This is a genomic window from Arthrobacter sp. CJ23 (genome assembly GCF_024741795.1).
Taxonomy (GTDB): Bacteria; Actinomycetota; Actinomycetes; order Actinomycetales; family Micrococcaceae; genus Arthrobacter.
This window is the reverse complement of record NZ_CP102950.1, coordinates 1,477,932-1,503,647: the sequence shown is the minus strand read 5'-3', so window position 1 is coordinate 1,503,647 and position 25,716 is coordinate 1,477,932. Positions and strand designations below refer to the sequence as shown.

General features: G+C 67.5%; 22 protein-coding genes and 1 riboswitch. Of the genes, 7 read left to right on the top strand and 15 right to left on the bottom strand.

The features are described from left to right. Together NVV90_RS06605 and NVV90_RS06600 are read right to left on the bottom strand one after the other, a co-directional pair. Positions 1 to 1,386 (bottom strand): glycine--tRNA ligase, encoded by a 1,386-nt coding sequence (locus NVV90_RS06605; RefSeq protein WP_258440394.1) that lies wholly within the window; start codon positions 1,384 to 1,386, stop codon positions 1 to 3. 123 nt (positions 1,387 to 1,509) lie between these two features. Continuing rightward, positions 1,510 to 2,505 carry a DMT family transporter gene (locus NVV90_RS06600; protein WP_258440393.1) on the bottom strand — a complete coding sequence of 332 codons (996 nt, stop codon included), beginning with the start codon at positions 2,503 to 2,505 and terminating at the stop codon, positions 1,510 to 1,512. Positions 2,506 to 2,538: 33 nt separating this feature from the next. Between NVV90_RS06600 and NVV90_RS06595 the strand changes: the two genes are divergently transcribed. Then, positions 2,539 to 2,769 carry an RNA-binding S4 domain-containing protein gene (locus NVV90_RS06595; protein WP_258440392.1) on the top strand — a complete coding sequence of 77 codons (231 nt, stop codon included), beginning with the start codon at positions 2,539 to 2,541 and terminating at the stop codon, positions 2,767 to 2,769. Positions 2,770 to 2,850: 81 nt separating this feature from the next. Here the strand turns inward: NVV90_RS06595 and NVV90_RS06590 are convergent, their stop codons facing one another. Beyond that, entirely contained in the window at positions 2,851 to 3,501 is a 651-nt protein-coding gene (locus NVV90_RS06590; protein WP_258440391.1) for an alpha/beta hydrolase, read from the bottom strand. A gap of 96 nt (positions 3,502 to 3,597) precedes the next feature. Between NVV90_RS06590 and NVV90_RS06585 the strand changes: the two genes are divergently transcribed. The 3 genes from NVV90_RS06585 (at position 3,598) to NVV90_RS06575 (ending at position 6,151) form a co-directional block, all read left to right on the top strand. Next, positions 3,598 to 4,413: an SGNH/GDSL hydrolase family protein gene (locus NVV90_RS06585; RefSeq protein ID WP_258441090.1), complete on the top strand. Its 816-nt coding sequence runs from the start codon at positions 3,598 to 3,600 to the stop codon at positions 4,411 to 4,413. A gap of 38 nt (positions 4,414 to 4,451) precedes the next feature. Next, on the top strand, positions 4,452 to 5,597 hold the full coding sequence (locus NVV90_RS06580; protein ID WP_258440390.1) for a winged helix DNA-binding domain-containing protein: 1,146 nt from the start codon (positions 4,452 to 4,454) through the stop codon (positions 5,595 to 5,597). A 65-nt stretch (positions 5,598 to 5,662) separates the two neighbouring features. After that, a complete protein-coding gene (locus tag NVV90_RS06575; RefSeq protein WP_258440389.1) occupies positions 5,663 to 6,151 on the top strand; it encodes a hypothetical protein in 489 nt (162 codons plus the stop codon). A gap of 62 nt (positions 6,152 to 6,213) precedes the next feature. Here NVV90_RS06575 and NVV90_RS06570 read toward each other — a convergent pair whose 3' ends face one another. After that, positions 6,214 to 7,371: a homoserine O-acetyltransferase gene (locus NVV90_RS06570; RefSeq protein ID WP_258440388.1), complete on the bottom strand. Its 1,158-nt coding sequence runs from the start codon at positions 7,369 to 7,371 to the stop codon at positions 6,214 to 6,216. Between the two features lie 13 nt (positions 7,372 to 7,384). Further along, positions 7,385 to 7,500, bottom strand: a riboswitch (SAM riboswitch). Positions 7,501 to 7,673: 173 nt separating this feature from the next. Next, positions 7,674 to 8,990, bottom strand: a complete 1,317-nt coding sequence (locus NVV90_RS06565) for a bifunctional o-acetylhomoserine/o-acetylserine sulfhydrylase (RefSeq protein WP_258440387.1) — start codon at positions 8,988 to 8,990, stop codon at positions 7,674 to 7,676. A 229-nt stretch (positions 8,991 to 9,219) separates the two neighbouring features. Between NVV90_RS06565 and NVV90_RS06560 the strand changes: the two genes are divergently transcribed. Next, positions 9,220 to 9,858: a VOC family protein gene (locus tag NVV90_RS06560; protein ID WP_258440386.1), complete on the top strand. Its 639-nt coding sequence runs from the start codon at positions 9,220 to 9,222 to the stop codon at positions 9,856 to 9,858. A 152-nt stretch (positions 9,859 to 10,010) separates the two neighbouring features. Here NVV90_RS06560 and NVV90_RS06555 read toward each other — a convergent pair whose 3' ends face one another. Next, positions 10,011 to 10,772 (bottom strand): CPBP family intramembrane glutamic endopeptidase, encoded by a 762-nt coding sequence (locus tag NVV90_RS06555; RefSeq protein WP_258440385.1) that lies wholly within the window; start codon positions 10,770 to 10,772, stop codon positions 10,011 to 10,013. 134 nt (positions 10,773 to 10,906) lie between these two features. Between NVV90_RS06555 and NVV90_RS06550 the strand changes: the two genes are divergently transcribed. Beyond that, entirely contained in the window at positions 10,907 to 11,563 is a 657-nt protein-coding gene (locus tag NVV90_RS06550; protein ID WP_258440384.1) for a histidine phosphatase family protein, read from the top strand. A 6-nt stretch (positions 11,564 to 11,569) separates the two neighbouring features. Here the strand turns inward: NVV90_RS06550 and NVV90_RS06545 are convergent, their stop codons facing one another. Genes NVV90_RS06545 through NVV90_RS06525 form a run of 5 tightly spaced genes read right to left on the bottom strand, consistent with a single transcriptional unit; the run spans position 11,570 to position 16,094 of the window. Beyond that, positions 11,570 to 12,355, bottom strand: a complete 786-nt coding sequence (locus NVV90_RS06545; RefSeq protein ID WP_258440383.1) for a DeoR/GlpR family DNA-binding transcription regulator — start codon at positions 12,353 to 12,355, stop codon at positions 11,570 to 11,572. 22 nt (positions 12,356 to 12,377) lie between these two features. Further along, positions 12,378 to 13,232 (bottom strand): class II fructose-bisphosphate aldolase, encoded by an 855-nt coding sequence (locus NVV90_RS06540; RefSeq protein ID WP_258440382.1) that lies wholly within the window; start codon positions 13,230 to 13,232, stop codon positions 12,378 to 12,380. Further along, the gene (locus NVV90_RS06535; RefSeq protein ID WP_258440381.1) at positions 13,214 to 14,167 is read right to left on the bottom strand and encodes a 1-phosphofructokinase family hexose kinase; all 954 of its coding nucleotides are present in this window, start codon (positions 14,165 to 14,167) and stop codon (positions 13,214 to 13,216) included. Before NVV90_RS06535 ends, NVV90_RS06540 begins: the two co-directional genes overlap by 19 nt. Then, positions 14,164 to 15,168: an ROK family protein gene (locus NVV90_RS06530; RefSeq protein WP_258440380.1), complete on the bottom strand. Its 1,005-nt coding sequence runs from the start codon at positions 15,166 to 15,168 to the stop codon at positions 14,164 to 14,166. The genes NVV90_RS06535 and NVV90_RS06530 overlap by 4 nt, the downstream gene beginning before the upstream one ends. Before the next feature lie 8 nt (positions 15,169 to 15,176). After that, positions 15,177 to 16,094, bottom strand: a complete 918-nt coding sequence (locus NVV90_RS06525; RefSeq protein ID WP_258440379.1) for an SIS domain-containing protein — start codon at positions 16,092 to 16,094, stop codon at positions 15,177 to 15,179. Between the two features lie 352 nt (positions 16,095 to 16,446). Here NVV90_RS06525 and NVV90_RS06520 point away from each other — a divergent pair, with 352 nt between their 5' ends. Beyond that, the gene (locus NVV90_RS06520; RefSeq protein WP_258440378.1) at positions 16,447 to 20,832 is read left to right on the top strand and encodes an endo-alpha-N-acetylgalactosaminidase family protein; all 4,386 of its coding nucleotides are present in this window, start codon (positions 16,447 to 16,449) and stop codon (positions 20,830 to 20,832) included. Positions 20,833 to 20,950: 118 nt separating this feature from the next. Here NVV90_RS06520 and hutI read toward each other — a convergent pair whose 3' ends face one another. From hutI to tdh, 4 genes are all read right to left on the bottom strand, one after another. Next, a complete protein-coding gene (gene hutI / locus NVV90_RS06515; RefSeq protein ID WP_258440377.1) occupies positions 20,951 to 22,174 on the bottom strand; it encodes an imidazolonepropionase in 1,224 nt (407 codons plus the stop codon). 11 nt (positions 22,175 to 22,185) lie between these two features. Beyond that, positions 22,186 to 23,313: an FAD-binding oxidoreductase gene (locus NVV90_RS06510; protein ID WP_258440376.1), complete on the bottom strand. Its 1,128-nt coding sequence runs from the start codon at positions 23,311 to 23,313 to the stop codon at positions 22,186 to 22,188. A 62-nt stretch (positions 23,314 to 23,375) separates the two neighbouring features. Continuing rightward, positions 23,376 to 24,581: a glycine C-acetyltransferase gene (locus tag NVV90_RS06505; RefSeq protein ID WP_258440375.1), complete on the bottom strand. Its 1,206-nt coding sequence runs from the start codon at positions 24,579 to 24,581 to the stop codon at positions 23,376 to 23,378. Between the two features lie 29 nt (positions 24,582 to 24,610). Continuing rightward, positions 24,611 to 25,657 (bottom strand): L-threonine 3-dehydrogenase, encoded by a 1,047-nt coding sequence (gene tdh / locus NVV90_RS06500; RefSeq protein ID WP_258440374.1) that lies wholly within the window; start codon positions 25,655 to 25,657, stop codon positions 24,611 to 24,613. Between the last annotated feature and the right edge of the window lie 59 nt (positions 25,658 to 25,716).

Here is a 25,716-nt window from a genome sequence, read left to right as displayed (position 1 = left end):
CTAGGCGCCGATCAGCCGTGCGGCCAGGTAGCCCTCCACCTTGTCCAGGGACACGCGTTCCTGGCTCATGGTGTCGCGCTCGCGGATCGTGACGGCCTGGTCCTCGAGGGTGTCGAAGTCCACGGTGATGCAGAACGGGGTGCCGATCTCGTCCTGGCGGCGGTAGCGGCGGCCGATGGCGCCGGCGTCGTCGAAATCGATGTTCCAGTTCTTGCGCAGCTGGGTGCCCAGCGCCTTGGCCTTCGGGGACAGGTCCTCGTTGCGGCTCAGCGGCAGCACGGCTGCCTTGACCGGGGCCAGGCGCGGGTCAAGCTTGAGCACGGTGCGGACGTCGACGCCGCCCTTCGCGTTGGGTGCCTCATCCTCGGTGTACGCGTCGATCAGGAACGCCATGAAGGAACGGGTCAGGCCGGCGGCCGGCTCAATGACGTACGGGGTGTAGCGCTCATTAGTGGCCTGGTTGAAGTAGCTCAGGTCTTGGCCGGACGCCTTGGAGTGCGTGGAGAGGTCGAAGTCGGTGCGGTTGGCGATGCCCTCGAGCTCGCCCCACTCTGAACCCTGGAAGCCGAAGCGGTATTCGATGTCCGTGGTGCCCTTGGAGTAGTGGCTCAGCTTGTCCAGGGGGTGCTCGAAGAAGCGCAGGTTGTCTTCCTTGATGCCCAGGCCGGTGTACCAGGACATGCGTTCCTTCATCCAGTACTGGTGCCATTCCTCGTCCGTGCCGGGCTCGACGAAGAATTCCATTTCCATCTGCTCGAACTCGCGGGTGCGGAAGATGAAGTTGCCCGGCGTGATTTCGTTGCGGAAGGACTTGCCGATCTGGCCGATGCCGAACGGCGGCTTCTTCCGGGACGTGGTGAGCACGTTGCTGAAGTTCACGAAGATGCCCTGGGCCGTTTCAGGACGCAGGTAGTGCAGTCCTTCGTCGCTGGCCACGGGGCCGAGGAAGGTCTTGAGCAGGCCGGAGAATTCCTGCGGTTCGGTCCATTCGCCACGGGTGCCGCAGTTGGCGCAGGCGATGTCCTTCAGGCCGTTTTCGGCCGGGCGGCCCTTCTTTTCCTCGTATTCTTCCTCGAGGTGGTCTGCCCGGTAGCGCTTGTGGCAGGACAAGCACTCCACCAGCGGGTCGGAGAAGACCTCGACGTGGCCGGAGGCTTCCCACACCTGGCGGGGCAGGATCACGGAGGAGTCCAGGCCCACCACGTCTTCGCGTCCACGGACCACGCTCTGCCACCACTGGCGCTTGATGTTTTCCTTCAGCTCGGCACCGAGGGGCCCGTAGTCCCACGCAGAGCGGGAGCCACCATAGATTTCACCGGCCTGGAAGACAAAGCCCCTCCGCTTGGAGAGGGAAATGACCTGGTCAAGGACGGATTTTGCTGCCATGGGGAACTCCATATTTCTACAGGGCCGCTGGGTGCGGTCCGCGGGTTATTGCCCCGGATCCGGACGTGCTGCCCGGCGGGGTGTTGCGAAGGAAAAGATTTGCAGAGAACTGCGTGTCCTAGCCTACCGGCCTTTGGCCGGGGCTCCCCGCGTGAACGCGCCCTTCGGCCACGGCAGGGTAGCCACGATAATGGCGGCCAAGGTGAGCACGGTCCCCAGCACCGTGGGCAAGGCGACCACGGATCCGGGCGCCGGGACCACGACGTCGAGCACCAGGGACCCCACCAGCTGGCCGGCAATCATGCCCAGCCCCGTGACCAGGACGCCCAGGCCGCGGACCAGCAGGGCGGCCACCCCGATGAAGACGCAGCCCATGGGGCCGCCAAGGTAGAGCCACCACTCGGCCGGCAGCGGGTTGCCTGCCCCCGCAACCGCAAGTTTGATGGCCCAGGCAATCCACAGCACGGTGGCACCGGCCACGAAATTGACCAGCGTGGCGGCGATGGGAGTGCCGTAGTGGACCGTGGCGGTACCGTTCATGGCCTGTTGGAAACTCATGAGGAAGCCCGCCAGCACCGGCAGGAGCAGAGGCAGCAGCAGGGAGGCGATGTCCGCGGCGCCGCCCAAACGCGGGGACACGGCCCAGGCCACTGCGGCAATGGTCAGGACGCTGCCGAGCACGCGGACCCCGGTGATGGGACGCTGCCCGCCCGGGCCCAGCCCGAGCCGGTCCACCAGAAGGCCGCTCAGCGTCTGCCCGGTGACGATGGCCACCGTGAACAGTGCGACACCCAGCAGGCCCACGGTGAAGGACTGGGCAAGGACAAACAGTGCGCCGAAGCCGCCGGCTGCGACGTAGTAGCGCGGGAAGCTGCGCTGGCGGACGGCCGGGACGATCCGCGCGAGCCCGGCCCTGCCCCTGGGCAGCAGCAGGGCGATGGCCGTGATCAGGAGCAATCCCGTGGTGAAGCTCACCACGGCCGCGGCGATGCCGTCGTCGAGGCGGGCAGAGAGTGCGCCGTTAATACGGCCCTGGAGCGGAATCAAAAGGCCGGCGGCGATGGCAATGGGCAGTCCCACCAGCAAAGGAATGGCGGGGCGGCGGGAAGTCTGCGGCATTGTCACCACATTACTTCAGGCATCATTGCTTATATGAGCAACCCGGAAATCGAAGAGATCCCCATCCGCGACGACATGATCCGCCTCGGTCAGCTGCTGAAGCTGGCCAACCTGGTGGAGGACGGCGTCGAGGCCACGGAGCTCATCAAGAACGGCCTGGTCAAGGTCAACGGCGAGATCGACGACCGCCGCGGCCGCCAGCTCCACGCCGGAGACACTGTCACGGTGAACGGCCAGACCGTCAAAATCACCGCCGCTTCCTGACGCCGCTTTCCGGAGCAACGCGGGGTCACTTACGGCCCATGTTGGGGCTTCGAATGGGCCGTAAGTGACCCCGCGTTGCTTCTAAGGCGCGAGGACCTTGTGGTTGAGGAACTCGCCCACGTGGCCGATTTCCTGCTGGTTGATGCCGTGCCACATGCCCGTGTAGAGGACCTTGGTGAGGTCCACGTGCTTGCGCACCCAGCCCATGGTGAATTCGATCTTGTCCGGCGTGATGACGGGGTCCTGCTGGTCGCGGCCCCAGAAGAGCGGCACCGTGCCGTCCAGTTCCGCGTCGCGGAAGCTGGCGTCAGCACCGGCGTCGACGGCAAAGCCTGAAAGCCCGACGACGGCGGCAAAGTCCGCCGGCCGCTGGCGCAGCAGCGTGGTGGCCATGGCCATGCCCATGGAGAAGCCGAGCAGCGTGACCGTGGGGTGGTCTCCCTTCACGGAGTCCAGCCACCCGAAAGCGTAGCCGGCGGCATTCTTAACGGCGTCCAACGAGTAGTCGATCGATGCGGTCAGCGGGAACCAGGTGAAGCCCGGGCCCATCGGAATCGGCGCACGCAGCGATGCCACCACGAACTCCTGCGGCAGCATCCCCGCCAGGCTGAACAGGTCCTGTTCGTTGGAACCGTAGCCGTGCAGGAGCACCAGCAGCGGCTTGCCGGCACGCTCCTCCTCTTCGTGGGACCACAGGACAACGGGGGCAGAGAATGCGGCGGCTTCAGTCATGGGTCTATTCTTACAGTTACTGACGAGTAACAAGTTACGGTGGCGTAGCTTCGTGTAGAGGGGCAGGATGTGAGCGTGAGCGACATCAATTTCGTGATGAAGCCGGACGGTACCGGACCGACACACCCGTGGAGCCGCTATGTGGCCCTGGGTGACTCCTTCACGGAAGGCATCGGCGACCCCGAGCCGCAGAGCCCCGGCGGGCACCGCGGCTGGGCGGACCGTGTGGCCGAGGAACTCAGCCGCGGCCACTCCGACTTTGCCTACGCCAATCTGGCGATCCGGGGCCGCCTGCTCCAGCAGATCGTGGACGAACAACTGGGCCCGTGCCTGCAGCTCCAGCCCGATCTGATTTCCATTTCCGCCGGCGGCAACGACCTCCTGAGGCCCGGCAGCGATCCTGATCTGCTGGCCGACAAGCTCGATGCGGCCGTCCAGAAACTCAGTTCCGGCGGCGCCACCGTGGTGCTGTTCAACGGGCCCGACGTCGCGTCGTCCGTGCTGGGCCGCATCCGCGGCAAAGTGGCGATCTACAACGAGAACCTGCGGACCGTCGCCTCGCGGCACGATGCCGTGGTGGCGGACATGTGGTCCCTGCGCCAATTGGCCGACACCCAGATGTGGGACGAGGACCGGCTGCATTTTTCGCCGCTCGGCCACCACACCGTGGCAGCAATGGTGCTCGAATCGCTCAACGTGGCCCACACCCTGGAGCCGCTCTTCCCCAAGCCGCTGCCAGCCCGCAGCTGGCGCGAAGCACGCACCGAGGATCTGGTGTGGGCGCGCGAATATTTCGTGCCTTGGGTGATCCGGAGGCTGCGGCACCGTTCCTCGGGCGACGGCATTACGCCCAAACGCCCGACGCCGGGTCCCGTCTTCGGGCCCGCCGACGTGACTCTGCCGCGGAACTGACGTTCCGGCCGGCACCATTGCACCTGAGAGGATGCCCCATGCAGCCTGACGATGTGGTCCGAAGCCGGCTGCGGCGCCAACAGCTGCGGGCGCCGCAGGCCGCAACCGTGGACGACGCCCTCCGAAGCCTGCTGGCCGTGCAATCCCAGGAATTCGCGTACGCGCGCTGGTCACTGGCGCAGCGCACCGGCGGAGCAACCGCCGACGCCGTGGAGGAAGCCCTGGCCGAGGGCACGCTGCTGCGGACGCACATCCTGCGGCCCACCTGGCATTCCGTGCACCGGGACGATCTTGGCTGGCTCATGACGCTGTCCGCTCCGCGGCTCCACCAGGGCAACAAAGGCATGTACCGGCAGTCCGGCGTGGATGAGGATACTGCTGCCCGCAGCGGCGCGATCCTGGCAGAGGCGGTGGCCGGCGGCGCCCACAAAACCCGTGAGGAACTGGCCGTCATCCTGGACGGGGCCGGTTTCCCGTCGAAGGGCCTCGGCTTCATCTACATCCTCATGCATGCGGAGATCAGCCGGATCCTGGTCAGCGGGGCGCCCGTGCGCTCGGCCGGCGGGGCCCTGAAACAGAGCTATGCCTTGTTCGATGAACGCGTGAACGGTTCGGCCGGCACGGCCTTGGACCGGGAGGCCGCACTGGCGCAGCTGGTCCTGCGCTATTTCAGCAGCCGCGGCCCGGCCACCATCAAGGACTGCGCCGTGTGGAGCGGGCTCACCATGAAGGACGTGCGCGAGGGCCTGCACCTGGCCGCGGACGTGGCACCGGGAGCCCTCGGCACCCTCACGGCGGACGGCATCGGCTTCCACCTGGCGGCCGAGGAGATCGACGCCGTAGCCGGATCGGCGGCGGCTTCCGGACCGGGAACCGACGGTCCGGGGAGTGACGGGCCGCGGGTGGACCTGATCCAGTGCTACGACGAGTACGTCATGGGCTACTCGCAGAGCCGGCATTACCTGGGTGGTTCCGCCCCGTACTTCCCCACAGGCGATGCGCCAATTCACGTGGTGCTGCTGGACGGCAGGCTGGCCGGTTGGTGGCGGCACGGCTTTTCCGGCGGGATCTGCGAACTGGACGTGCGGATGGACAGGCCCGCCACCGGGGCCGTGAAGCAGGCCCTCGACGCCGAAGTGGCACGCTACGGAGCGTTCCTGGAGATGCCCGCAAAGCTCATCTGAGGGCGCGAAGGTCCTTCCAAGGCTCCCATCGCTAAACTGGGACCAGACCTAGGAGGCCCGCACCCGTGAACAATCTGATCTTCTGGATCATCGTCTGCTCTTGGCTGATTCCCATGGGGATCCGCATGTACAACCGCTCACGCCAGCGCCGGATGCAGGACCGTGGATTCCCGGGGCAGAACTACCCCGGCCAGCAGTTCCCGCCGCAACAGTTCCCCGGCCAGCAGTTCCCGCCGCAGCAGTTCCCAGGCCAAGGCTTCCCGCAGCAGCAATTTCCCAATCAGCAGTACCCAGGCCAGCCATACCCGCCGCAGAACCTGCCGGGACAGTATCCGGTGATCATCCCAGGGGAACCGCAGCCTCCGGCCGGTGCGGCTTACGACGGCGCCGGCGCCCCGCCGTCGTCGACCGCTCCCCTGCCCTCCCCCACGCCCGGCGCCGAACCGCAAGGCTACCGGGCGCGCAAGCTCGCGGAGCTGGACGCGCAGTTCAGCAATGGGGAAATCGCGATGGAGGAATACATGAAGCGCCGCGCCGAGATCACGAACGGCTGACGCGCCCACTCATTTGGGAACGCGCCGCGAAGGGATGCACAGCGGGGACTGCGGGCGGCGGCTCAGGCGAAGAAGGCCCTGTGCAGCTGCTCGCCCAACTGGCCGATTTCCGTCAGGAAGCCGTCGTGGCCGATGGGCGCCTCGATGAGGTGGACCGGCACTTCACCCGGAAGAGCCGCCGCGAGTTCGCGTGACTGGGCCGGGAAGTAGAGGCGGTCGGTGTCCACGGCGGCGATGAAGAATTCGGCCGTCGCACGGGACAGGGCCTCCTTGAGTGTCCCGCGGCCGCGGCTGACGTCGTGGCTCATGAGCGCCTCGGTGATGGCGATGTAGCTGTTGGCGTCAAAACGGCGCACCAGCTTGGTGCCCTGGTGGTCCAGGTAGCTCTCCACTTGGTACCGGCCGCGCTCCCCGAGCACCGCGGCCTCGAGCGGAGCTTCCCTGCCCTGGGCATTGCGGCCGAAGCGGATGTCCAGTTCCAGGGCGGAGCGGTAGGTGATGTGGGCGATCCGGCGGGCCAGGGCAAGCCCGGCCTCCGGAGCCTGGCCGCCGTAGTAATCGCCGCCGTTGAAATCGACATCCTGCCGGATGGCGAGGGTCTGTGCCTGGGCAAAGGCGATCTGCTCGGCCGTGCTGTAGGCGCCCACGGAGACCACGGCGCACTGCCGGACGCGTTCCGGGTAGGTGACAGCCCATTCGAGGGCGCGGGCACCGCCCATGGATCCGCCAACCACGGCATGCCAGGCGGCGATGCCGAGCTGATCCGCCAGGCGTGCCTCGGCCGCCGTGCTGTCTCGAAGCGTGACGAGGGGGAAGCGCGAACCCCAGGGGCGGCCGTCCGGCGCCGTGGAGGACGGGCCCGTGCTGCCGTAGCAGCCGCCCACGATGTTGATGGAGACCACGAACCAGCGCTCGGTGTCGATGGTGGCGCCGGGGCCGACGAGCTGATCCCACCAGCCTTCTTCGTCGCTGCCGCCGCGGGCCACATGGGTGCTGCCGGTCAGCGCGTGCTGGATCAGCACCGCATTCGAGCCGTCTGCGTTGAGCCGCCCCCAGGTTTCGTAGGCAAGCACCACGTCCGGGAGGAAGCCGCCTGCCTCCAGCTCGAGCGGCCCCACGGAGACGTACTTCACGGTGCCGTCCTGCTCGATGGGTCGTTCCTGCTGGATGGTGCGTTCCTTGTGGCCGGATTCGGGTAGGGCTGTTGCAGCAATAGTCATTCGGTGACACCTCACATCGCGCTTGCCCGCCGCCAACAAAGCGGAAGGCCAGGTCTTCACCCGGGGCACCCCACCGCGGAAGGAGGGTTGCCGGCCAGCAAGCCGGGGCTGTCACTGGCACTCATGACCTATGACTACGAGTGTAGGAAGAAGAGGGTCCATCTGGCGAAGATTGTGACACTTATGTGACACCTGGGCGCAGTTTTGTTCACCAAAGCGCAGCCGCGAGGGCAGTCCGGCGAAGAATCGCACGCCCCGCCGGACGCCCCCGCAGTCTCGCCGCAGCCTTCCTGCGACCGCCCTCAGGCGCCCTTCGCGGCGCGGAAACCTGCGTCGAGGTCCGCCAGGATGTCATCGATGTGCTCGATGCCCACGGAGAGCCGGACCAGCCCCGGAGACACGCCGGCGATGGCCTGCTGTTCGGCACTCAGCTGGCTGTGGGTGGTCGACGCCGGGTGGATGACCAGCGAACGGACGTCACCGATGTTTGCCACGTGGGAGTGCAGTTCGAGGGCATCCACGAAGCGTTTGCCGGCTTCCACTCCCCCGCGGATGGTGAAAGCGACCACGGCGCCCGTGCCGCGGGGGCCGTATTTGCGGCCGCGCTCGAACCAGGGGCTTGACGGCAGGCCCGCATAGGCGACCGATTCGACGTCGTCGCGGCCTTCCAGCCATTCCGCCACGCGCGTGGCGTTGTCCACGTGCCGCTCCACGCGCAGGCTGAGCGTTTCAATGCCCTGGGAGATCAGGAAGGCATTGAACGGGGACACGGCCGAGCCGAGATCGCGCAGCAGCTGGACGCGGGCTTTGAGGATGTAGGAGAGGTTGGCGCCCAGGGCCCCGTCCTTGCCGAGGTCACGGGCGTAGACCAGGCCGTTGTAGCTGGGGTCCGGCGTATTGAAGCCCGGGAAGCGGGCAGGGTCCTTGCCGAAATCGAAGTTTCCGGAGTCGACGATCACGCCGGCGATCGCGGCGCCGTGTCCGCCGAGGTACTTGGTGGCCGAGTGCACCACGATGTCCGCACCCCATTCGATGGGCCGGATCAGGTAGGGCGTGGACAGGGTGTTGTCGACAATGAGCGGCACACCGGCCTCGTGCGCGGTGCGGGCGACACCCTCGATGTCGAGAACGTCCTGGCGGGGGTTGGAGACCACCTCGGCGAAGAACAGCTTGGTGTTCGGCTGCACGGCGTTACGCCAGTCCTCGAGATTGTCCGGGTCCGCCACGAACGTGACCGAGATGCCGAATTTCTTCAGCGTGTGCGCCAGCAGGTTGTACGTGCCGCCGTACAGGCTGGGGCTGGCGACCACATGGTCCCCGGCCTCGGCGACATTGAGGATGGCGAAGGTCTCCGCAGCCTGGCCAGAGCTGAGCAGCAGGGCCGCGAGTCCGCCTTCGAGGTCCGCGATGCGCTGCTCCACGGCATCCTGCGTGGGGTTGCCGATCCGCGTGTAGATCGGGGCCAGCTCTGCCAGGGCAAAGCGGTCGGCCGCACTCTGGGCGCTGGGGAAAACGAAGGACGTGGTCTGGTAGATGGGAAGCGCGCGGGCCCCGGTGGCCGCGTCCGGCTGCTGGCCTGCATGGATCTGGCGGGTTTCGAATGACCATCCCTGGGACATGGCGGGCTCCTGTTCGCGGTGGCTTGACCGGCCCGGGCTGAGCCCCGGGGCCGGCAGTGAGGCCAGTCTAGGAAGCTCCCGACGGCCTTCAAAGCATTGTGACGAACGCAGTATTTTTCAGTCCCCGCACGTCCCCGCGTGACTACGGCGCGCAAGCCCCAGATAACATCCCACGTAACTTAGGCTTGGCTTAGCTGAGACCCCGATCACAAAGTGCCAAGATGAAGCCATGCGCATGGATCACGTCTCTTACGCTTGTGAACGAGATGGCCTGTTGGCCACTACCGAACGAATTTCAGCGGCTCTGGGAGTGGACGCGGTCCGGGGCGGAGTGCACCCGCGCTTCGGCACCCGGAACATGATCATTCCCCTCGCTGACAACAAGTACCTGGAAGTTGTGGAGGTCCTGGACCACCCGGCTTCCGACAAAGCACCCTTCGGACAGGCAGTCCGTGCACGGTCCGCCGCGGGCGGCGGCTGGATGGGCTGGTGCGTCGCTGTTGACGACCTGGCACCGTTTGAAGTACGCCTCGGCCGCTCCGCTGTACCAGGCAACCGCAAGTTCCCGGACGGCCGGGAACTCGTCTGGCAGCAGATCGGCATCCTCGGGCTCATCGCCGACCCGCAGGTTCCCTACCTGCTCAAGTGGGAGGGCGACCCCGGGCTCCACCCGTCCAAGGTCTACGAAAGCAACGTCAAGATGTCGAGCCTGACCATTGCGGGTTCGGCAGAGCGTGTGACAGAGTGGCTGGGCGAACCCGTGGAGAAGCCGCTCGAGGACGTCGCTGTCCTGTGGATGGCTCCGCACGGTACCCCGGGCATCATGTCCGTCACGTTCGAAACCGCCACGGGCGCCGTCACCATCTGACGTTCTCTCTCCCCGGGCCCCGGCCCGGACCCTGGGCAAGGCTGCCCAAAAAGCTTCGGCCGCCATCAGCGGGTGCCAATGACGTCACCCACCGATGGCGGCCGAATTTCTTTAAGGGCGGTTCCTGCCCCGCCCCTAGCCGACGCCCGCCCCTAGCCGAGGCCCACCGCCTTGCCGAACAGGCTGAAGCCCACGAAGGCCACAATGTCCAGCAGGGCGTGCGCCACCACGAGCGGCATGACCCTCTTGGTCTTGGTGTAGAGCCAGGCAAACAGCAGGCCCATGATGGCGTTGCCGATGAAGGGTCCGAAGCCCTGGTAGAGGTGGTAACTTCCGCGCAGCAGGGCACTGAGCACGATGGCCAGCGGAGTGCTCCAGCCGAATTTCCCGAAGCGGTCCAGGAGGTAGCCCACCACGATGACCTCTTCGACGATGGCGTGCCGCACAGCCGAAAGGACCAGGACGGGCACGGTCCACCAGCACGCGTCCAGGCCGCTGGGGATGATCGCCGTCGTGATCCCCAAGGCCCTGCCCGCCGCATACAGCCCCAGTGACGGGATCCCGATCGCCGCGGCCAGGCCGAGTCCTTGGAGGACGTCGCGGCCGGGGCGGGCGAAGTTGAAGCCGAGGCGGGCGAACGCCGAGGGGCTCTCCGCCTGCCGCTGGACCGACAGGAAATAGAACACCAGGACCACGGGAACCAGCGCGAAGGCAATGTCCAGAAGCTGGTATGTCAGATCGAAGTATTCGCGTGTGTTCTGCGAACGGTTGAGCGTGGAGGTGGCCTCGGCAAGGGGCGCCCGGGTCATCTTGTCCAGCAACTGGACCACGGAGTACACGGCCGACTGCCCCAGGGACAATCCCAGGACAATGAGCACCTCTGCGCGAAGCCGGCGGTGGGAGGCAAGGAACATGTTCCTATCTTGCCCCTACTTTGCTGATGATTCCCCCGGCGGCGGCTGGACGCCCCGCGGTGCGCCCGCACGGCACTGAGCTGGGCGCGCCCGGACCTATGCTTGGGAGGATGAGCGCGCCAGGGAGAATCTTCATGATCCGGCACGGCCAGTCCGCCGCCAATGCCGACACCTCGATCTACAACCGTGTCCCGGACTACCGCATCCCGCTGACCGAGCGCGGGATCGGGCAGGCGAGGGCCACGGGCGAGCGGCTGAAGAGGGCACTGGACGGCCAGCAGGTGTGCGTCTACGTTTCGCCGTACCTGAGGGCGTACCAGACCCTGGAGGCGATGAACCTGGGCAATCTCACGGAACGGGTGATCGAGGAGCCGCGGCTCCGCGAGCAGGACTGGGCCAACTTCCAGATTGCCGGCGACATCGAGGACCAGAAGGAACTGCGCAATCTCTACGGGCACTTCTTCTACCGTTTCCGGGAAGGCGAGTCCGGTTCGGATGTGTACGACCGCATCTCGTCTTTCATGGAGACCCTGTACCGGCACTGGGAAAAGCCCAGCTACGCGCCCAACACCCTGCTGGTGACGCATGGGCTGACCATGCGCCTGTTCTGCATGCGCTGGTTCCACTGGACGGTTGAGTACTTCGAGTCACTCAACAACCCCGGGAACGGGGAACTGCGCACACTGCTGCGCAACGACGACGGCCAGTACAGCCTGGACACACCGTTCAGCCAGTGGGTGGCGCGCAGCGTGGACGACTCCGTGCTGGATGCTCCCCCGATGCGCTTCTAGCGGGACTTAGCCGGCCACGATCACTTCGGTGCCGCCCGCCTCGAACGCGGCCTTCTCCTCGGCGGTAATGCCGGAGTCCGTGATGAGGTGGCGGAACTCGTAGCCCGCCATCGCGGCGAAGGCGCGGCGGCCCACCTTGGAGGAGTCGGCCAGGACGTACGATTCCGTGGCGCGGCGGGCCATGACGGTGTTGACCATGGCCTCGCCCTCATCCGTAATGGTGGGTCCGAGTCCGGGGTCCACGCCGTTGACCCCGATGAACGCAATGTCCAGGGCAACCTTCTGCATGATGACGTCCGTGTACGGGCCCACCAGCTCATAGGAGCGGGGGTTCAGGATGCCGCCTGTGACCATGATCTTGATGTTGGGCCGCACCGCGAGGGCCGCGGCGATGTTGATCGCGTTGGTGACCACGGTCAGCATGGGCCGGTTCGACGGCGCGTTGAGGTCCTCCCGCGTGGACAGGACCTGGGCCAGGGCCGTGCTGGTGGTTCCGCCGCTGAGGCCGATGACGGCCCCCGGCTGGATGAGCTTGGACGCCGCCAGGGCGATGTCCTGCTTCGCCTCTGCGTGGTCGTCACGGTTGTAGCGGCCCGGGAGGTCGTAGGCAACCGATCCAGTGGTGGCACCGCCGCGGGTCCGGCTGAGCAGCCGTTGCTTGGCGAGGCTGTCCAGGTCGCGGCGCGCCGTGGCAGGCGAGACCGCCAAGCGTGTCACGATGTCCTCGACCTCAACGTGGCCGGACTCGGCCAGCAGATCAAGGATGGCGTTCAGCCGATCGGTGCGGGTCATCACGGGCCTTTCGCGGTTGGAGCTACTTCGCCTTCGCGAAGAGCGTCAGCAAACGTGCGGATTCCAGCACCAGGGCGTCCCGGCCGGCCTTGATGTACTTCCGGGAATCCACCACTGCAGGGTTGGCATCCAGGTACTCACGGACGGCGCGGGTAAAGAACCCGTTCAGGTGTGTGGATACGTTGATCTTAGTCATACCCGCGCCGATCGCGGCGACAATCATCTCGTCTGTGACGCCCGAGGAGCCGTGCAGCACCAGCGGTTTCCCGACGGCGGACTTGAGTTGGGCGATCAGGGCCAGGTCCAGCGCGGCGCTTCGTTCGGTCATCGCATGCGAGGAACCCACCGCCACGGCGAGGGCATCCACGCCCGTGGCTTCGACGAAGGCGCTGGCCTCCACGGGGTCGGTGCGGACGCCCGGAGCGTGGGCGCCGTCCTTGCCGCCGACCTTGCCGAGCTCGGCTTCGATGTACACGCCGTGCTCGTGGGCGTAGCGGGCAACGCGCCGGGTGGCCTCGACGTTCTGCTCGTACGGGAGGTGCGCGCCGTCGTACATCACCGAACCGAAGCCCAGGTCCACCGCCGCGAGGGCGAGTTCCTCTGACTCGGCGTGGTCCAGGTGCAGTGCGACCGGCACATCGGCATCGCGGGCAATCGCCAGTGCGGCCAACGCCACGGGTTCCAGGCCGCCGTGGAACTTGGCGCAGTTCTCGGAGATCTGCAGGATCAGCGGAACGCCGGCGGCTTCCGCACCGGCCACCAGGCCTTCGGCGGTTTCCAGGTGGACGATGTTGAACGCCCCCTGGCCCGTGCCTTCGGCCGCGGCCTTGTCCATCAGTTCCCGCGTGTTCACCAGGGTCACCGGGTCTCCTTCCATGTGACGATCAGTTGTTCTTCGAGTTCCCGGTACCGGGGCGAGATCTCGCCGGCGGCCGGCATGAGCACGGCGGCGGCGGACCAGGCGGTGGCGCGGCGCAGGATCTCGCGGGTCTCGGTGATGCCCTCGGCGAGGGCGGCGGCGGCAGCTGCCACACCGGCGTCGCCGGCTCCTGTGGGGTTGCCGCTGAGCGGTTCGGGCAGCCGCGCGGACCAGTAGCCGCCGGGGGCGGCATGGTCGAAGGCGAGCATGCCCTCGGCTCCGGCGCTGACCAGCACGGTCCGGGCGCCGAGCCCGATGAGGGTCCAGGCTGCGGCCTCGAGGCTGCTCTCGCCGGTGGCCTCGAACAGTTCATGGTGGTTGGGCTTGAGGACATCGGCACCCCCCGTGGCTGCGGCGATGATCCCGGAACCTGAGGTGTCCACGATCGCCGGGATCCCGGCGTCGTGCGCCAAACGGACCAGCGAGGGATAGAAGTCTTCCGGCGCCCCGGGCGGCAGGCTGCCCGAGCCGACCAGCACACCGGCGGGCTGCGCAGCGTTGCCGTTGAGGCCTTCGACGACGGCGTCCGCCAGGGCCTGCCATTCGGCCGGGCGCAGGGGCTGGCCTTCCTCATTGAAGATGGAGGTTTCGCCGCCGACGGTGTCCACGAGCGCTATGCTGCGCCGGGTTTCGGCGGCGACCGCAACGAGCGAGTGGGGCACGCCGCTGGTCCACAGTTCGGCGGCGAGCGTCTGGCCGGCTGCACCGCCGGTGGTGGCGATGGCGAGCACCGGGTGGCCCAGCTGGTGGGCGACGCGGGCGACGTTGAGGCCCTTGCCGCCGGCGCGGCTCATGGGGGCGGGCACCCGGTGGCTGGCACCGGGCGTGATGCCGGGTACGTGGTAGGTCAGGTCCACGGCAGGGTTGGGCGTGACGGTGACGATGCGTTTCATCGCGCGGCTCCGGTGGGGCCGGAGGCGTGTTGCGGTGCCTGCGCATGTTCGGGCGCGGGTGCGGGACCGGGCGTGAGTGCGGGAACGGGCGCCAGCAGCGTCCGGGCATTCATGGCCGCACCGAGCAGCCCGGCGTCCTGGCCGAGCTGGGCCCGGATGATGACCGGGCGCCGTTGGAAGTCGAGCATCTGGTCAACGCGGGCACGCAGGGGCGCAAGGAGTTCCTCGCCGGCCTCGGCCAGTCCCCCGCCGATCACGATGGCCTCCGTGCCCATGATGCTCACGCACTGGCAGATGCTGAAGGCCAGGGCGTCGATGGCGTCGGCCCAGATGCGCGCGGCCAGGGCCTCGCCGCCGCGGGCGCGTTCCAGCACCTCGCGTGCGCCGGCCACAGGGGTGCCCGAATGCGCGGTGTAGCGTTTGGCGATGGCCCCGGCGGAGCCGACGGCTTCGAGGATGGTGGAGCCGGGCCGGTCCGGATCGGGGACCAGTGCGTGGCCAAGCTCGCCGGCGAAGCCGCCGGCGGTGACGGCCTCCCCGCCGGAGAAGACGGCCGCGGCGATCCCGGTGCCCACCACCATCACCACCACATCGTCGAATTCCCGGGAGCCGCCGTAGCGGTGTTCCACTGCCGAGGCTGAGCGGACGTCATGGTTGAAGGCGACCGGCAGTCCGAGGCGGCGCTCGGCTTCGGCGGTGAACGGGAAGTCCCGCCAGCCGAGATTGGCGGAGTAGATGCCGATGCCGGCCGCGGAGTCCACGATTCCGGGGACGATCACGCCGGCTGCCCGCGCCGGGGCCTGCGGGAATTCTTCAGCCAGTTCCCGGGCTAGTTCCGCGACACGGTCCAGGATGGCCTCGCCGGGGCGGGCGGGATCCAGGGGCGTGGGGACGCGGCGCATGCCCAGCACCCTGCCGTCGGCGTCCACCAGCCCGGCCTTCAGGTCGGTCCCGCCGACGTCGAAGGCCAGGACTGCTGCTTCAGCGGCTCCGAGAACCATGGGAGGACCTACGCGGTGACGTCGAGGATGACGGAACGCGTCAGGTTCCGGGGCAGGTCCGGGTTGAGGCCACGGACGCGGGCACGCTCAAGCGTGACCTTATGGACCCTGGCCAGCTCGGCCAGCGGGTGCTTGTCCGTGTGGATGTACAAGGCGCCCGTGACGGCCATGTCGTTCTCCAGGCCCTCGGGCTGCTCGCCGAAGAGCCAGGTGACGCGGCCCGGGGCGGCGATGGAGATGGGTCCGTGGCGGTATTCCATGGCCGGGTAGGACTCGGTCCAGCCCTGGACAGCCTCGCGCATCTTCAGCCCGGCCTCGTGGGCCAGGCCCACGGTCCAGCCGCGTCCGAGGAAGGTGAACTGTTCGGCGTCGAGCAGTTCCTGCGGGACGCTTCCGGTGACGGCGTCGCGGGCATCCTCGACTGCCGCGGCGAGGTCGATGCCGAGGCTGCTCAGCAGGTAGACCAGGGCCGTGGTGGCGAAGCGGGTCTGGACGACCGAACGCTCATCGGCGTAGGGCAGGCCGACAATGGCGTCTGCCAGGCCGACGATCGGGGACCCGGTATCGCCGATCACGGCGATGGTGCGGACAGTCCCCTTGAGTTCGGTGAGCAGTTCGAGCACCTCGGTGGTGGTGCCGGAGCGCGTTATCGCCACAACGGCGTCGTACTGGCGGCCGGCACTGTTGCTGTTCACAAAGGCTTCCGAGGCGGCGAAGGCGTCGGTGACGCCCTTGCCGGCGGATTCGCGGGCGGCGGCGTAGCTCTGGGCCATGAACCAGGAGGTGCCGCAGCCGATCACGGCGATGCGTTCGCCGTCGGCCGGCAGGAGCTGCTCTGCGCGGGCCTGCTCGATGGCCCGCTGCCAGACGTCCGGCTGGGAGACCAGTTCTTCTTCCATGAAGGCGCCCAAGATGTTCGTGCTCATCGCGTGTTCCGCTCCTGCCTGCGTGGTTCACCATCGCTCCGCGGGGATCGATGGTGCATCCGTCCAATTGCCCTGTCACTCCGATTGGTGTGACGTTTTATGCTCACTAGAAACACTAAACGATCATTTTCAATCGCACAAGGATCACTCGCCGGACACGTCCCGGCCGTTGCGCCCTGCCGCCGCAACCCAGTGTCGGCAACCCGCCCACAGCGCTCATTTATGTGATTTTTTGTTCCTTTTGCCCAATATTCCGTTAACTCTTGTCAACTTGTGTCCGATAGAGCAGTCTTGGTGCAGTCCGCAAGAACATGATCGATGTTCGCTAGGAAAAATCAAGAAGGAGCAATGGATGCCCCGCTTGTCATCCCCCAGACGCCTCGCAGTGCTCAGCCTTGCGTGCGTCGTCGCCTCATCCTCGCTAGGCCTGCTCGCCATCCCCTCGGCTTCCGCAGTCACTGCCCTTGAGGCCGTCACTCCCGCCAACACCGCCACGCTCACCTCGGAGAAGCTCAGCGTTGCCGTTTCCACCGTCTTCCCGCAGGTCCTCGGCTACACGGATGTCGCCAGCAGCGCACGGCTCGGCGGCACCACCGGACAGCTGAAGACCATCACCATCAACGGCGTCGAACACGAAGTCACCGCCACGTCCTCACAGCCGGCGCCGAACCGGATGGACTACGTCCTGACCGTCCCGGGATTCGGCAACACCACCATCAACGCAAGGCTGGCCGTGGACAAGAACGTGGTCTCGTTCAACGTCACCGCCATCAACGACTCCGCCGAGCACCAGGTCCGGACCCTCCGGCTACCCCAGCTCAGCCTGGTCTCCGTGGCCTCCAGCCAGCCCGGCGCACAGGTCTCCACCGCCAACCTCTCCGTGGACCGCGGGGTCACCGGAGATCTCTTCACCCCGGTGACGGCGGCAACCCCGCTGGACGCCGCGGCGAAGAGCTCAGCCTACGCGCTCGCCAACACCGCCGAGCTCGGTGCCGCGCTGGAATCCAACGCCCTCTACGACACCTCCTCAGGCCCCGGCACCAAGGACCAGGGCCGCTTCTGGCGCCAGGCCGTCAGCGATGGCGCCGGCGGCGTGGCCATGGGCGTGGCCAGCGGCCAGTGGCTCTACCGGGCCGAAGGCTCCGCCACCACCGAGGAACTCCCCTGGACCAAGGTGGCCATCACCCCGGACGCCAACGCCGACGGCGGCGTGGACTGGCAGGACGCGGCCATCGCCATGCGTTCCATCCAGGTCAGCGCCAACAAGGGCGGGCAGACGCCGGACAACGTCATCACGCACATCCCGTTCAACTTCGCCTCGCAGGCAACCCACCCGTTCCTGCGCACCCTGGACGACGTCAAGCGCATCTCCCTCGCCACGGACGGACTGGGCCAGGTGGCCATGCTCAAGGGCTACACCAGCGAGGGCCACGACTCGGCCAACACGGACTACGGCAACAACTTCAACACCCGGGCCGGCGGCCTGGAAGACCTCAACAAGCTGGTCTCCGCAGGCAAGGCCTGGAATGCCCGGTTCGGCGTGCACATCAACGCCACCGAAATCTATCCCGAGGCCAAGTCCTTCGCCGAGGACCTGCTGACCGCCAACAAGAACCTCGGCTGGAACTGGCTGGACCAGTCCTACATGATCAACCAGCGCCAGGACATCAACTCCGGCAAGCTCGCCCAGCGCATCAAGGAACTCGCCGACGCCACCGACGACAACCTGGACTTCGCGTACGTTGACGTCTACTACGAATACGGCTGGCTCGCGGAGACCCTGCAGAAGGAGCTCGTCAAGAACGGCTTCCGTGTGGGCTCCGAATGGGCCGACAAGCTCTCCCGCAACAACACCTGGTCGCACTGGGCCAACGATGAGAAGTACGGCGGCAGCACCAACAAGGGCGTCAACTCCCAGATCCTGCGCTTCATCAACAACACCCAGTCCGACGTCTGGAACCCGGACGCCAAACTGGGCGTCTCCCACATCGTGGAGTTCGAAGGCTGGACCGGCCAGAACGACTTCAACGCGTTCTACAACAACATCTGGACCGCCAACCTGCCGGCCAAGTACCTGCAGCACCACCAGATCACCAAGTGGACCGCCGACCGCATCGACCTCGCCGACGGCGTGGCAGTCACCGGCAACACCCCCGCGGCCCGCGACATCACCGTCAACGGCGTCTCCGTGCTCCAGGGCAACAAGTACCTGCTCCCCTGGGCCTCCACCACGGGCGGCGCCCTGGACAAGCTCTACCACTACAACCCGGCCGGCGGCAGCACCACCTGGACGCTCACCGACGCGTACCGCAACTCCACCGGCCTGCAGCAGTTCAAGCTGACGGACAACGGCCGCGTCAAGGTGGCCGACATCCCGGTGGTCAACGGCCAGGTCACCCTCGCCGCAGATCCCGGCCAGCCCTATGTGCTGACCGCCAACGCCGCCACCGTCAGTGTCCCCGCCGACGCCTCCTTCGGCGAAGGCACCCGGATCAAGGACCCCGGCTTCAACGCCGTGGACCTCCAGAAGTGGAGCCCCACGGGCACGGCCGCGATTGTCCGCGATGCCAAGGGCCGCCGCTACGCCGAACTCGGCGCCGGCGCTTCCTCCATCTCCCAGCAGCTGCTGCCATTCAAAGCCGGCACCTACTCGGTGAGTGCCTTCGTCGAAATCGAGCCCGGCCAGAGCCGCCCCGCCACCTTGAAGGTGGAGGTTCCCGGCGGCAAGACCGAGACCATCACGGTGGACAGCTCCAACGCGGCGAACTCCGTTGCGGCCGATGAGAAGACCGGCACCAACTTCCAGCGCCTCCGTGTCCTCATCGATGTGCCCACGAACGGCACCCGCCCCACCGTCAGCTTCCAAGCAGGGGACGGCACAGCCAAGGTCCGCGTGGACGACTTCCGGGCCGTGGAAGCGAAGCGTGTTCCCAGCACCGGGGTCCTCAGCGAGGACTTCGAGAACGTGGACCAGGGCTGGGGCCCGTTCGTGAAGGGCAACGCCGGCGGTTCCACCGACCCGCGCACGCACATCACCGAACGCAACGAACCCTTCACCCAGAAGGGCTGGAACACCAACGTCATCGACGAGGTCCTCGGCGGCACCTGGTCCCTCCTTGCACACGACGAGAACCTCGGCCCCAACGGCACCCCCGGCATGGTCTACCGCACCACCGGCTACACCATGCCGTTCCAGGCAGGCCACAAGTACAAGGTCTCCTTCGACTACCAGAACTCCAAGGCAGGGCAGTACGCCTGGGTTTCCGGCTACGACTCCCAGGCGGGACCGGCAGTGACCGGAAGCCAGCCGCTCGGCGAGCAGACGAGCACGGCACGCTTTGAGGAGGTGCTGGACACCGGCTTCTGCGGCGACTACTTCGTGGGCCTGCAGCGCACCGGTTCCGCGAACGGTTCGGACTTCACCCTGGACAACCTCCTGGTCGAAGACCTCGGCGCGTCCGAGGCCGTGCCGGCCTGTGCCCAGCTGAGCGCGGCCCTCCAGGGCGATGTGGTGCAGCAGGGCAAGGCCCAGGACTTCGTGACCACGTTCGTCTCCGACGAACCGGCCGCCATCGCGGGCCTCGCCGTGGAACTCGAACTGCCGCAGGGCTGGACGGCAACCCCGGCAACTCCCGCCACCGCCGCCACGCTCCCCGCAGGCGGACGCCTGGGCACCACGTGGAAGCTGACCGCTCCGGCGGACGCTGACGGCGACTACACCGTCAAGGCCACGGCCCGCTACACCACCACCACAGGGCCGGCCGGTGCCCGCACCATCAGCACCAGCACCTCGGTGCGCACCCTGCCCAAGCCGCCGCAGGCCACGGTCTTCGCCAGCGACCACCCATGGGTGAGCGCCACGAACGGCTGGGGCCCGGTGGAAAAGGACATGTCCAACGGCGAACAGGGCAGCGGCGACGGCCGCCCGCTGAAGCTCAACGGCACGGCCTTCGCGAAGGGCCTGGGCGCCCACGCCAACAGCACCGTCCGCTACTACCTTGGCGGCTACTGCACCTCCTTCACCGCCGTGGTGGGCATCGACGACGCCCAGGCCACGCGTGGCAGCGTGAAGTTCTCCGTGGTTGCCGACGGCGCCACGAAGGTCACCACCCCTGTCCTGGGTGCGCTGAGTGCCCCGCTCCCGCTCACCGTGGATGTCACGGGTGCCGCCTATGTTGACCTGGTGGCCAACGATTCAGGCGACGGGAACGGCAACGACCACGCCGACTGGGCGGAGGCCAGGTTCACCTGCTCCACGACGCACCACGGTGTACCGCCCGCCGGCCTGAGCGGCACCGTGTTCGCCTCGGACCTGCCGTGGACGGCCAGCACCAACGGCTGGGGCCCCGCTGAACGGGACCGCGCCAACGGTGAGGAGAACGCCGGCGATGGTCCGGAGCTCCGCCTGGACGGCGTCACGTATGCCAAGGGGATCGGCGCCCACGCCGACTCCAGGATCGCCATCGCCACCGAGGCCAAGTGCAGCGCCTTCACCGCCCTGGTGGGTGTTGACGATGCCAAGTTGAACAAGGGCCTGCACGGCTCCGTGGTGTTCATCATCAAGGGTGACGGCCGCGAGCTGCTCCGGACCCCGATCCTCAGCGCGGACTCGGCAGCGCTCCCGGTCTCGGTGGACATCACCGGCGTCCAGGGCGTTGAACTGATCGCCGACAAGAACGGTGACGACGCCGGCGACGACTGGGCCGACTGGGCGGACGCCAAGTTCAGCTGCGCCTAGGGGTTCAGCTGCTCCTAGGGGTTCAGCTGCGCCTAGGGGTTCCTAAGACAACACGGGGTCACTTAGCGCCCATCCGAGGGATCGGAACAGGCGCTAGGTGACCCCGCGTTGCTGTTATCTAGACGACGCGCACGCCTGCCCGCCACACGGCCTGGGTCAGGGGGATGCCGGGCCGGTAGGCCAGGTGCGTGGCAGAAGGCGCCTTGAGCAGGTGCAGGTCCGCGCGGTGCCCGACGGCGATGGAGCCCACCGCCCTTTCGCCGTCGACGTCGTTCCCTGACTCCCGGCCCAGGGCGAGCGCCCCGCCATAGGTGGCCGCACGGACGGCCTCGTGGACGCTCAGGTGCATCTGGAGCACGGCCGTGGTCACGCAGAATGCGATTGAGCTGGTGTAGGAGGTGCCGGGGTTGCAGTTGGCCGCCAGGGCGATCTGGACGCCGGCGTCGATCAGGGCACGGCCCGGGGCGAGCGGCTGGCGGGTGGAGAGGTCGCAGGCGGGCAGGCATGTGGCCACGGTGCCGCGGCTTCCTGTGCCGGCGGCGGCATCCCAGCCGGCCCAGCTGCCCGCGAGGGCCTGGATGTCGGCGTCGGACAGGTAGTTGACGTGGTCCACGCTGGCCGCGCCGAACTCCACGGCGAGCTGCACACCCGGGCCCTCGCCGAGCTGGTTGCCGTGGACCCGCAGGCCCAGGCCTGCGTCCCGGCAGGCTTGCAGCACGCGGCGGGACTGATCCTCCGTGAAGGCGCCGCGCTCGCAGAAGACGTCCGCCCAGCGGACGTAGGGGCGCACGGCGTCCAGCATCGGCCCGCACACGAGGTCCGTGTACTCCTCCGCGTCCACCCCTGCCGGCACCAGGTGGGCGCCCAGGTAGGTCACTTCGTCCACGGCGGCCGCGGCGATGCGGGCGCTGCGGGCCTCGTTCTCGACGTCCAGGCCATAGCCGGTCTTGCTCTCCAGGTAGGTGGTGCCCTGTGAGACCGCCTCGGCGACGCGTCCGGCCACCAGGCGCGTGAGCTCCTCGTCGCTGGCTCCGCGGGTGGCTCCGGTGGTCACGGCGATGCCGCCGGCACTGTAGCTCTGGCCCGCCATGCGGGCCTCGAACTCGGCGGTGCGGTCGCCTGCGAAGATGAGGTGGGAGTGGGAGTCCACCCAGCCGGGCAGCACGGCCTGGCCGGCGGCGTCCACGAACGTGTCGGCGGCCGGAGCCTCGGCGGAGGGGCCGATCCAGGAGATGCGCTCCCCTTCCAGCACCAGGGCGGCGTCCCTCAGGACGCGGTGCTCCAGGTCCTGGGTCATGAGTTCGCCGATGTTGCCGATGAGTGTGCTCGCGTGCCCGTTCATGAACCCATTGTTCAGCGCCGGATGGACCAGCGCACGGCAGCCAGCTCCTCTGCTGTCCGGGATTCCGGACTCTGCTCCGCGCCCGGGTGCTGGCCGGACGGCCTGCCGGACAGTTCGCCGAGGACGAGGGCGGCCGCGAGCTCGGCGATGGCCGAGGAGGTCTGGAAGCCGTAGCCGCCCTGCCCGGCGAGCCAGAAGAAGCCCCGGGCCTCGGCGTCGAAGCCCACCACTGGGACCCCGTCCGCCGCCTCGGTGCGCAGCCCGGTCCAGGCACGGTCCACGGAACGGATGCCGAGGGTTGTGAGGGAATTGAGGCGGGCGATGAGGTTTTCGATGTCGCCGGGGTACGGCTTGGCGTCCTCGGCACGGCTCGGCACAGTCTCGGATGGCGAGATCAGCACCTGGCCGCCGTCGGGCTTGAAATAGTAGGTGTCATCCGCAGCGGCAACCATGGGCGTGTCCGGACCCAGCGGCTGCTCGACGTCGACAATCGCCGCGGTGCGGCGGAACGGCTGGAGTCCCAGCTTCTCCACGCCGCTGATGACGGCCAGCTCATCTGCCCACGCACCTGCCGCGTTGACCACTACGGCGGACTGGAAGCCTTCGGTGCCGGCGCCCAGCTGCCAGCCGCTGCCGAGCCGCTGGGCCGAGTGGACGCGGGCACCGGTGATGATGTCCACTCCCCCGGCCTCGGCACGGCTGCGGTGGTCTTCCAGGAGCAGCGGCGCGTTGCAGCCGTAGGAGCCGGTGTCCAGGCCTGCCGCGGTGAAGGACTCCGGCCTGAGCACGGGGCACAGGCCGAGTGCCTCGGCATGGGTGATGGCATGCATGTTGCCGCTGGACTCGGCCCGGACGATCGCTTCCTCGCCCACCAGCATGAAGCTGCGCGGGCTCAGCACCGGCTCCGGGAGTTCGGCGTCGCGGGCTTTCAACAACTCCAGCGTGCGGACGGTGAGTTCCTGCACCACGGGCGGACCGTAGCTGGGGATCAGCTGGCGGGCCGAGCGGGAGGACGTGTGGAAGGCCAGCGACTGCTCGGCCTCCACCAGCGCCACCGAGCACTTCCCGGCCAGGGCAGAAGCCAAGGACAGGCCGGCAATTCCGCCGCCCACGATTACCACGTCATAATTCGAAGCCATGGCTCCATCCTTCCAGACGGGGACTGATCGGGGCAGGGAAATGCCGGCCTGGTTCCCGGGCTTCAGGCGACTGCGGCCCGGCTCTTGATGAACGCCTGGACGCAGGCTTCGACGTCGTCGGCGCTGTGGGCGGCGGAGAGCTGGACACGGATGCGCGCGGCGCCCTTGGGCACCACGGGGTAGCTGAAGGCCGTCACGAACACGCCGCGGCTGAGCATTTCGTCGGCCACCTTTGCGGCAACCACGGCATCGCCGAACATGACCGGGATGATGGCGTGTTCGCCGTCGAGCAGTTCGAAGCCTTCCTCGCTCATGCGGCGGCGGAACAGGGCAGCATTCTCGAACAGGCGCGTGCGCAGCTCGCCGGAACCCTGCACCAGCTCGATGGCCTTGATGGTGGCCGCGACGATGGCCGGGGCGAGCGAGTTGGAGAACAGATACGGGCGGGCCTTCTGGCGGAGCATGGCAACGATCTCGCCGCGGCCGGACACGTAGCCGCCGGAGGCGCCGCCCAGGGCCTTGCCGAAGGTGCCGGTGTAGATGTCCACGCGGTCCGACACGCCGGCGTGTTCAGGCGTGCCTGCGCCGGTGGAGCCCATGAAGCCCACGGCGTGGGAGTCATCCACCATGACCAGGGCGTCGTACTTCTCGGCGAGGTCGCAGATCGCCTCCAGCGGGGCCAGGAAGCCGTCCATGGAGAAGACACCGTCCGTGACGATGATCTTCCGGCGGGCCGGTGTGGCCTGCGTGGTGGCCTCGATGAGCTTGGCCTCAAGGTCCGCCATGTCCTGGTTGGCGTAGCGGAAACGCTGCGCCTTGCTCAGGCGGATGCCGTCGATGATGGATGCATGGTTCAGGGAGTCGGAGATGATGGCGTCTTCGGCGCCGAAGAGGGACTCGAACACGCCGCCGTTGGCGTCGAAGCAGCTCGAGAACAGGATGGTGTCCTCGGTGCCCAGGAACTTGGAGACGCGCGCCTCGAGCTCGAGGTGGAGGTCCTGGGTGCCGCAGATGAAGCGCACCGAGGCCATGCCGAAGCCGCGCTCGTCCATGGCGGACTTGGCGGCGGCGATGATGTCCGGGTGGTCGGCCAGGCCCAGGTAGTTGTTGGCGCAGAAGTTCAGGACGGCGGCGGCGGGCTGGCCGAGCTGCCCGGCGGCGATGTGGCTGGCCTGGGGTGAATCGATGTGGCGTTCGGTCTTGAAGAGTCCGGCGCTGCGGATCTCGTCCAGCTCGCCCTGCAGCTGGTCTTTGATTGCTGAATACATGGTGCTTTGCTCCTTGGCTTCCGGGGTCTCTAGAGTTCGGTCCAGTCGAGGACGACCTTGCCGCCGGTTCCGGCGCGGGCAATGTCGAAGCCCTTCTCCCAGTCGGCGGCGGACAGCTTGTCCGTGACGACGGCGGAGATGTTCCGGTGCAGGGCGGGGTTGGAGGACAGCATGGCGCTCATGGCATACCAGGTCTCGTACATCTCGCGGCCGTAGATGCCCTTCAGCGTCAGCATGTGGGTGACCACCTTGCCCCAGTCGATGTCGATGGACTGGCTCGGCAAGCCGAGCATGGCGATGCGGCCACCGTGGTTCATGTTGTTGATCATCTCAGGCAAGGCCGTGGGGTGGCCGGACATTTCCAGGCCAATGTCGAAGCCCTCGCGCATGCCCAGTTCCTTCTGGGCGTCCTTGACGCGGGTCTTGGACACATCGATGGCCAGGTCCACGCCCATCTGGCGGGCGAGTTCCAGCCGCGGGCCGGAGACGTCGGTGATGGCGATCTTGCGGGCGCCTGCGTGGCGGGCGACGGCGATGGCCATGAGGCCGATGGGGCCCGCGCCGGTGATGAGCACGTCCTCGCCCACCAGTGGGAAGCTCAGTGCGGTGTGGACGGCGTTGCCGAAGGGGTCGAAGATGGCGCCGAGTTCCGGGGTGACGGAGGGGTCGTGGTGGACCCAGACGTTGGTCTCCGGGATGACGACGTACTCGGCGAAGGCGCCGTCGCGCTGCACGCCCACGGAGACGGTGTGGATGCACATCTGGCGGCGGCCGGCGCGGCAGTTGCGGCAGATTCCGCAGACAACGTGGCCTTCGCCGGAGACGCGGTCGCCCACCTTGACGTCGCGGACGTCCTCGCCGATCGCCACGACTTCACCGTAGAACTCGTGGCCTGCGATCAGCGGGGTTTCGATGATGCTTTGGGCCCAGGCATCCCAGGACTGGATGTGCAGGTCCGTGCCGCAGATGCCGGTGGTCATCACGCGGATCTTGACGTCGCCGGGGCCGGCTTCGGGTTCCGGGCGGTCGACGAGTTCGAAACCGGCCTGCGGGCCGGATTTGTAGAGAGCCTTCATGGCTCCAATTAGATGCCCTCGGAAAGCTTAGAACAAGCTCAAGTATCTCACTCAATAAT

Excerpts from the sequence above, each read along its gene's own strand:
- NVV90_RS06605 (WP_258440394.1), bottom strand. The coding sequence starts at position 1,386 with ATGGCAGCAAAATCCGTCCTTGACCAGGTCATTTCCCTCTCCAAGCGG.
- NVV90_RS06600 (WP_258440393.1), bottom strand. The coding sequence starts at position 2,505 with ATGCCGCAGACTTCCCGCCGCCCCGCCATTCCTTTGCTGGTGGGACTG.
- NVV90_RS06595 (WP_258440392.1), top strand. The coding sequence starts at position 2,539 with ATGAGCAACCCGGAAATCGAAGAGATCCCCATCCGCGACGACATGATC.
- NVV90_RS06590 (WP_258440391.1), bottom strand. The coding sequence starts at position 3,501 with ATGACTGAAGCCGCCGCATTCTCTGCCCCCGTTGTCCTGTGGTCCCAC.
- NVV90_RS06585 (WP_258441090.1), top strand. The coding sequence starts at position 3,598 with ATGAAGCCGGACGGTACCGGACCGACACACCCGTGGAGCCGCTATGTG.
- NVV90_RS06580 (WP_258440390.1), top strand. The coding sequence starts at position 4,452 with ATGCAGCCTGACGATGTGGTCCGAAGCCGGCTGCGGCGCCAACAGCTG.
- NVV90_RS06570 (WP_258440388.1), bottom strand. The coding sequence starts at position 7,371 with ATGACTATTGCTGCAACAGCCCTACCCGAATCCGGCCACAAGGAACGC.
- NVV90_RS06565 (WP_258440387.1), bottom strand. The coding sequence starts at position 8,990 with ATGTCCCAGGGATGGTCATTCGAAACCCGCCAGATCCATGCAGGCCAG.
- NVV90_RS06560 (WP_258440386.1), top strand. The coding sequence starts at position 9,220 with ATGCGCATGGATCACGTCTCTTACGCTTGTGAACGAGATGGCCTGTTG.
- NVV90_RS06555 (WP_258440385.1), bottom strand. The coding sequence starts at position 10,772 with ATGTTCCTTGCCTCCCACCGCCGGCTTCGCGCAGAGGTGCTCATTGTC.
- NVV90_RS06550 (WP_258440384.1), top strand. The coding sequence starts at position 10,907 with ATGATCCGGCACGGCCAGTCCGCCGCCAATGCCGACACCTCGATCTAC.
- NVV90_RS06545 (WP_258440383.1), bottom strand. The coding sequence starts at position 12,355 with ATGACCCGCACCGATCGGCTGAACGCCATCCTTGATCTGCTGGCCGAG.
- NVV90_RS06540 (WP_258440382.1), bottom strand. The coding sequence starts at position 13,232 with ATGGAAGGAGACCCGGTGACCCTGGTGAACACGCGGGAACTGATGGAC.
- NVV90_RS06535 (WP_258440381.1), bottom strand. The coding sequence starts at position 14,167 with ATGAAACGCATCGTCACCGTCACGCCCAACCCTGCCGTGGACCTGACC.
- NVV90_RS06530 (WP_258440380.1), bottom strand. The coding sequence starts at position 15,168 with ATGGTTCTCGGAGCCGCTGAAGCAGCAGTCCTGGCCTTCGACGTCGGC.
- NVV90_RS06525 (WP_258440379.1), bottom strand. The coding sequence starts at position 16,094 with ATGAGCACGAACATCTTGGGCGCCTTCATGGAAGAAGAACTGGTCTCC.
- NVV90_RS06520 (WP_258440378.1), top strand. The coding sequence starts at position 16,447 with ATGCCCCGCTTGTCATCCCCCAGACGCCTCGCAGTGCTCAGCCTTGCG.
- hutI (WP_258440377.1), bottom strand. The coding sequence starts at position 22,174 with ATGAACGGGCACGCGAGCACACTCATCGGCAACATCGGCGAACTCATG.
- NVV90_RS06510 (WP_258440376.1), bottom strand. The coding sequence starts at position 23,313 with ATGGCTTCGAATTATGACGTGGTAATCGTGGGCGGCGGAATTGCCGGC.
- NVV90_RS06505 (WP_258440375.1), bottom strand. The coding sequence starts at position 24,581 with ATGTATTCAGCAATCAAAGACCAGCTGCAGGGCGAGCTGGACGAGATC.
- tdh (WP_258440374.1), bottom strand. The coding sequence starts at position 25,657 with ATGAAGGCTCTCTACAAATCCGGCCCGCAGGCCGGTTTCGAACTCGTC.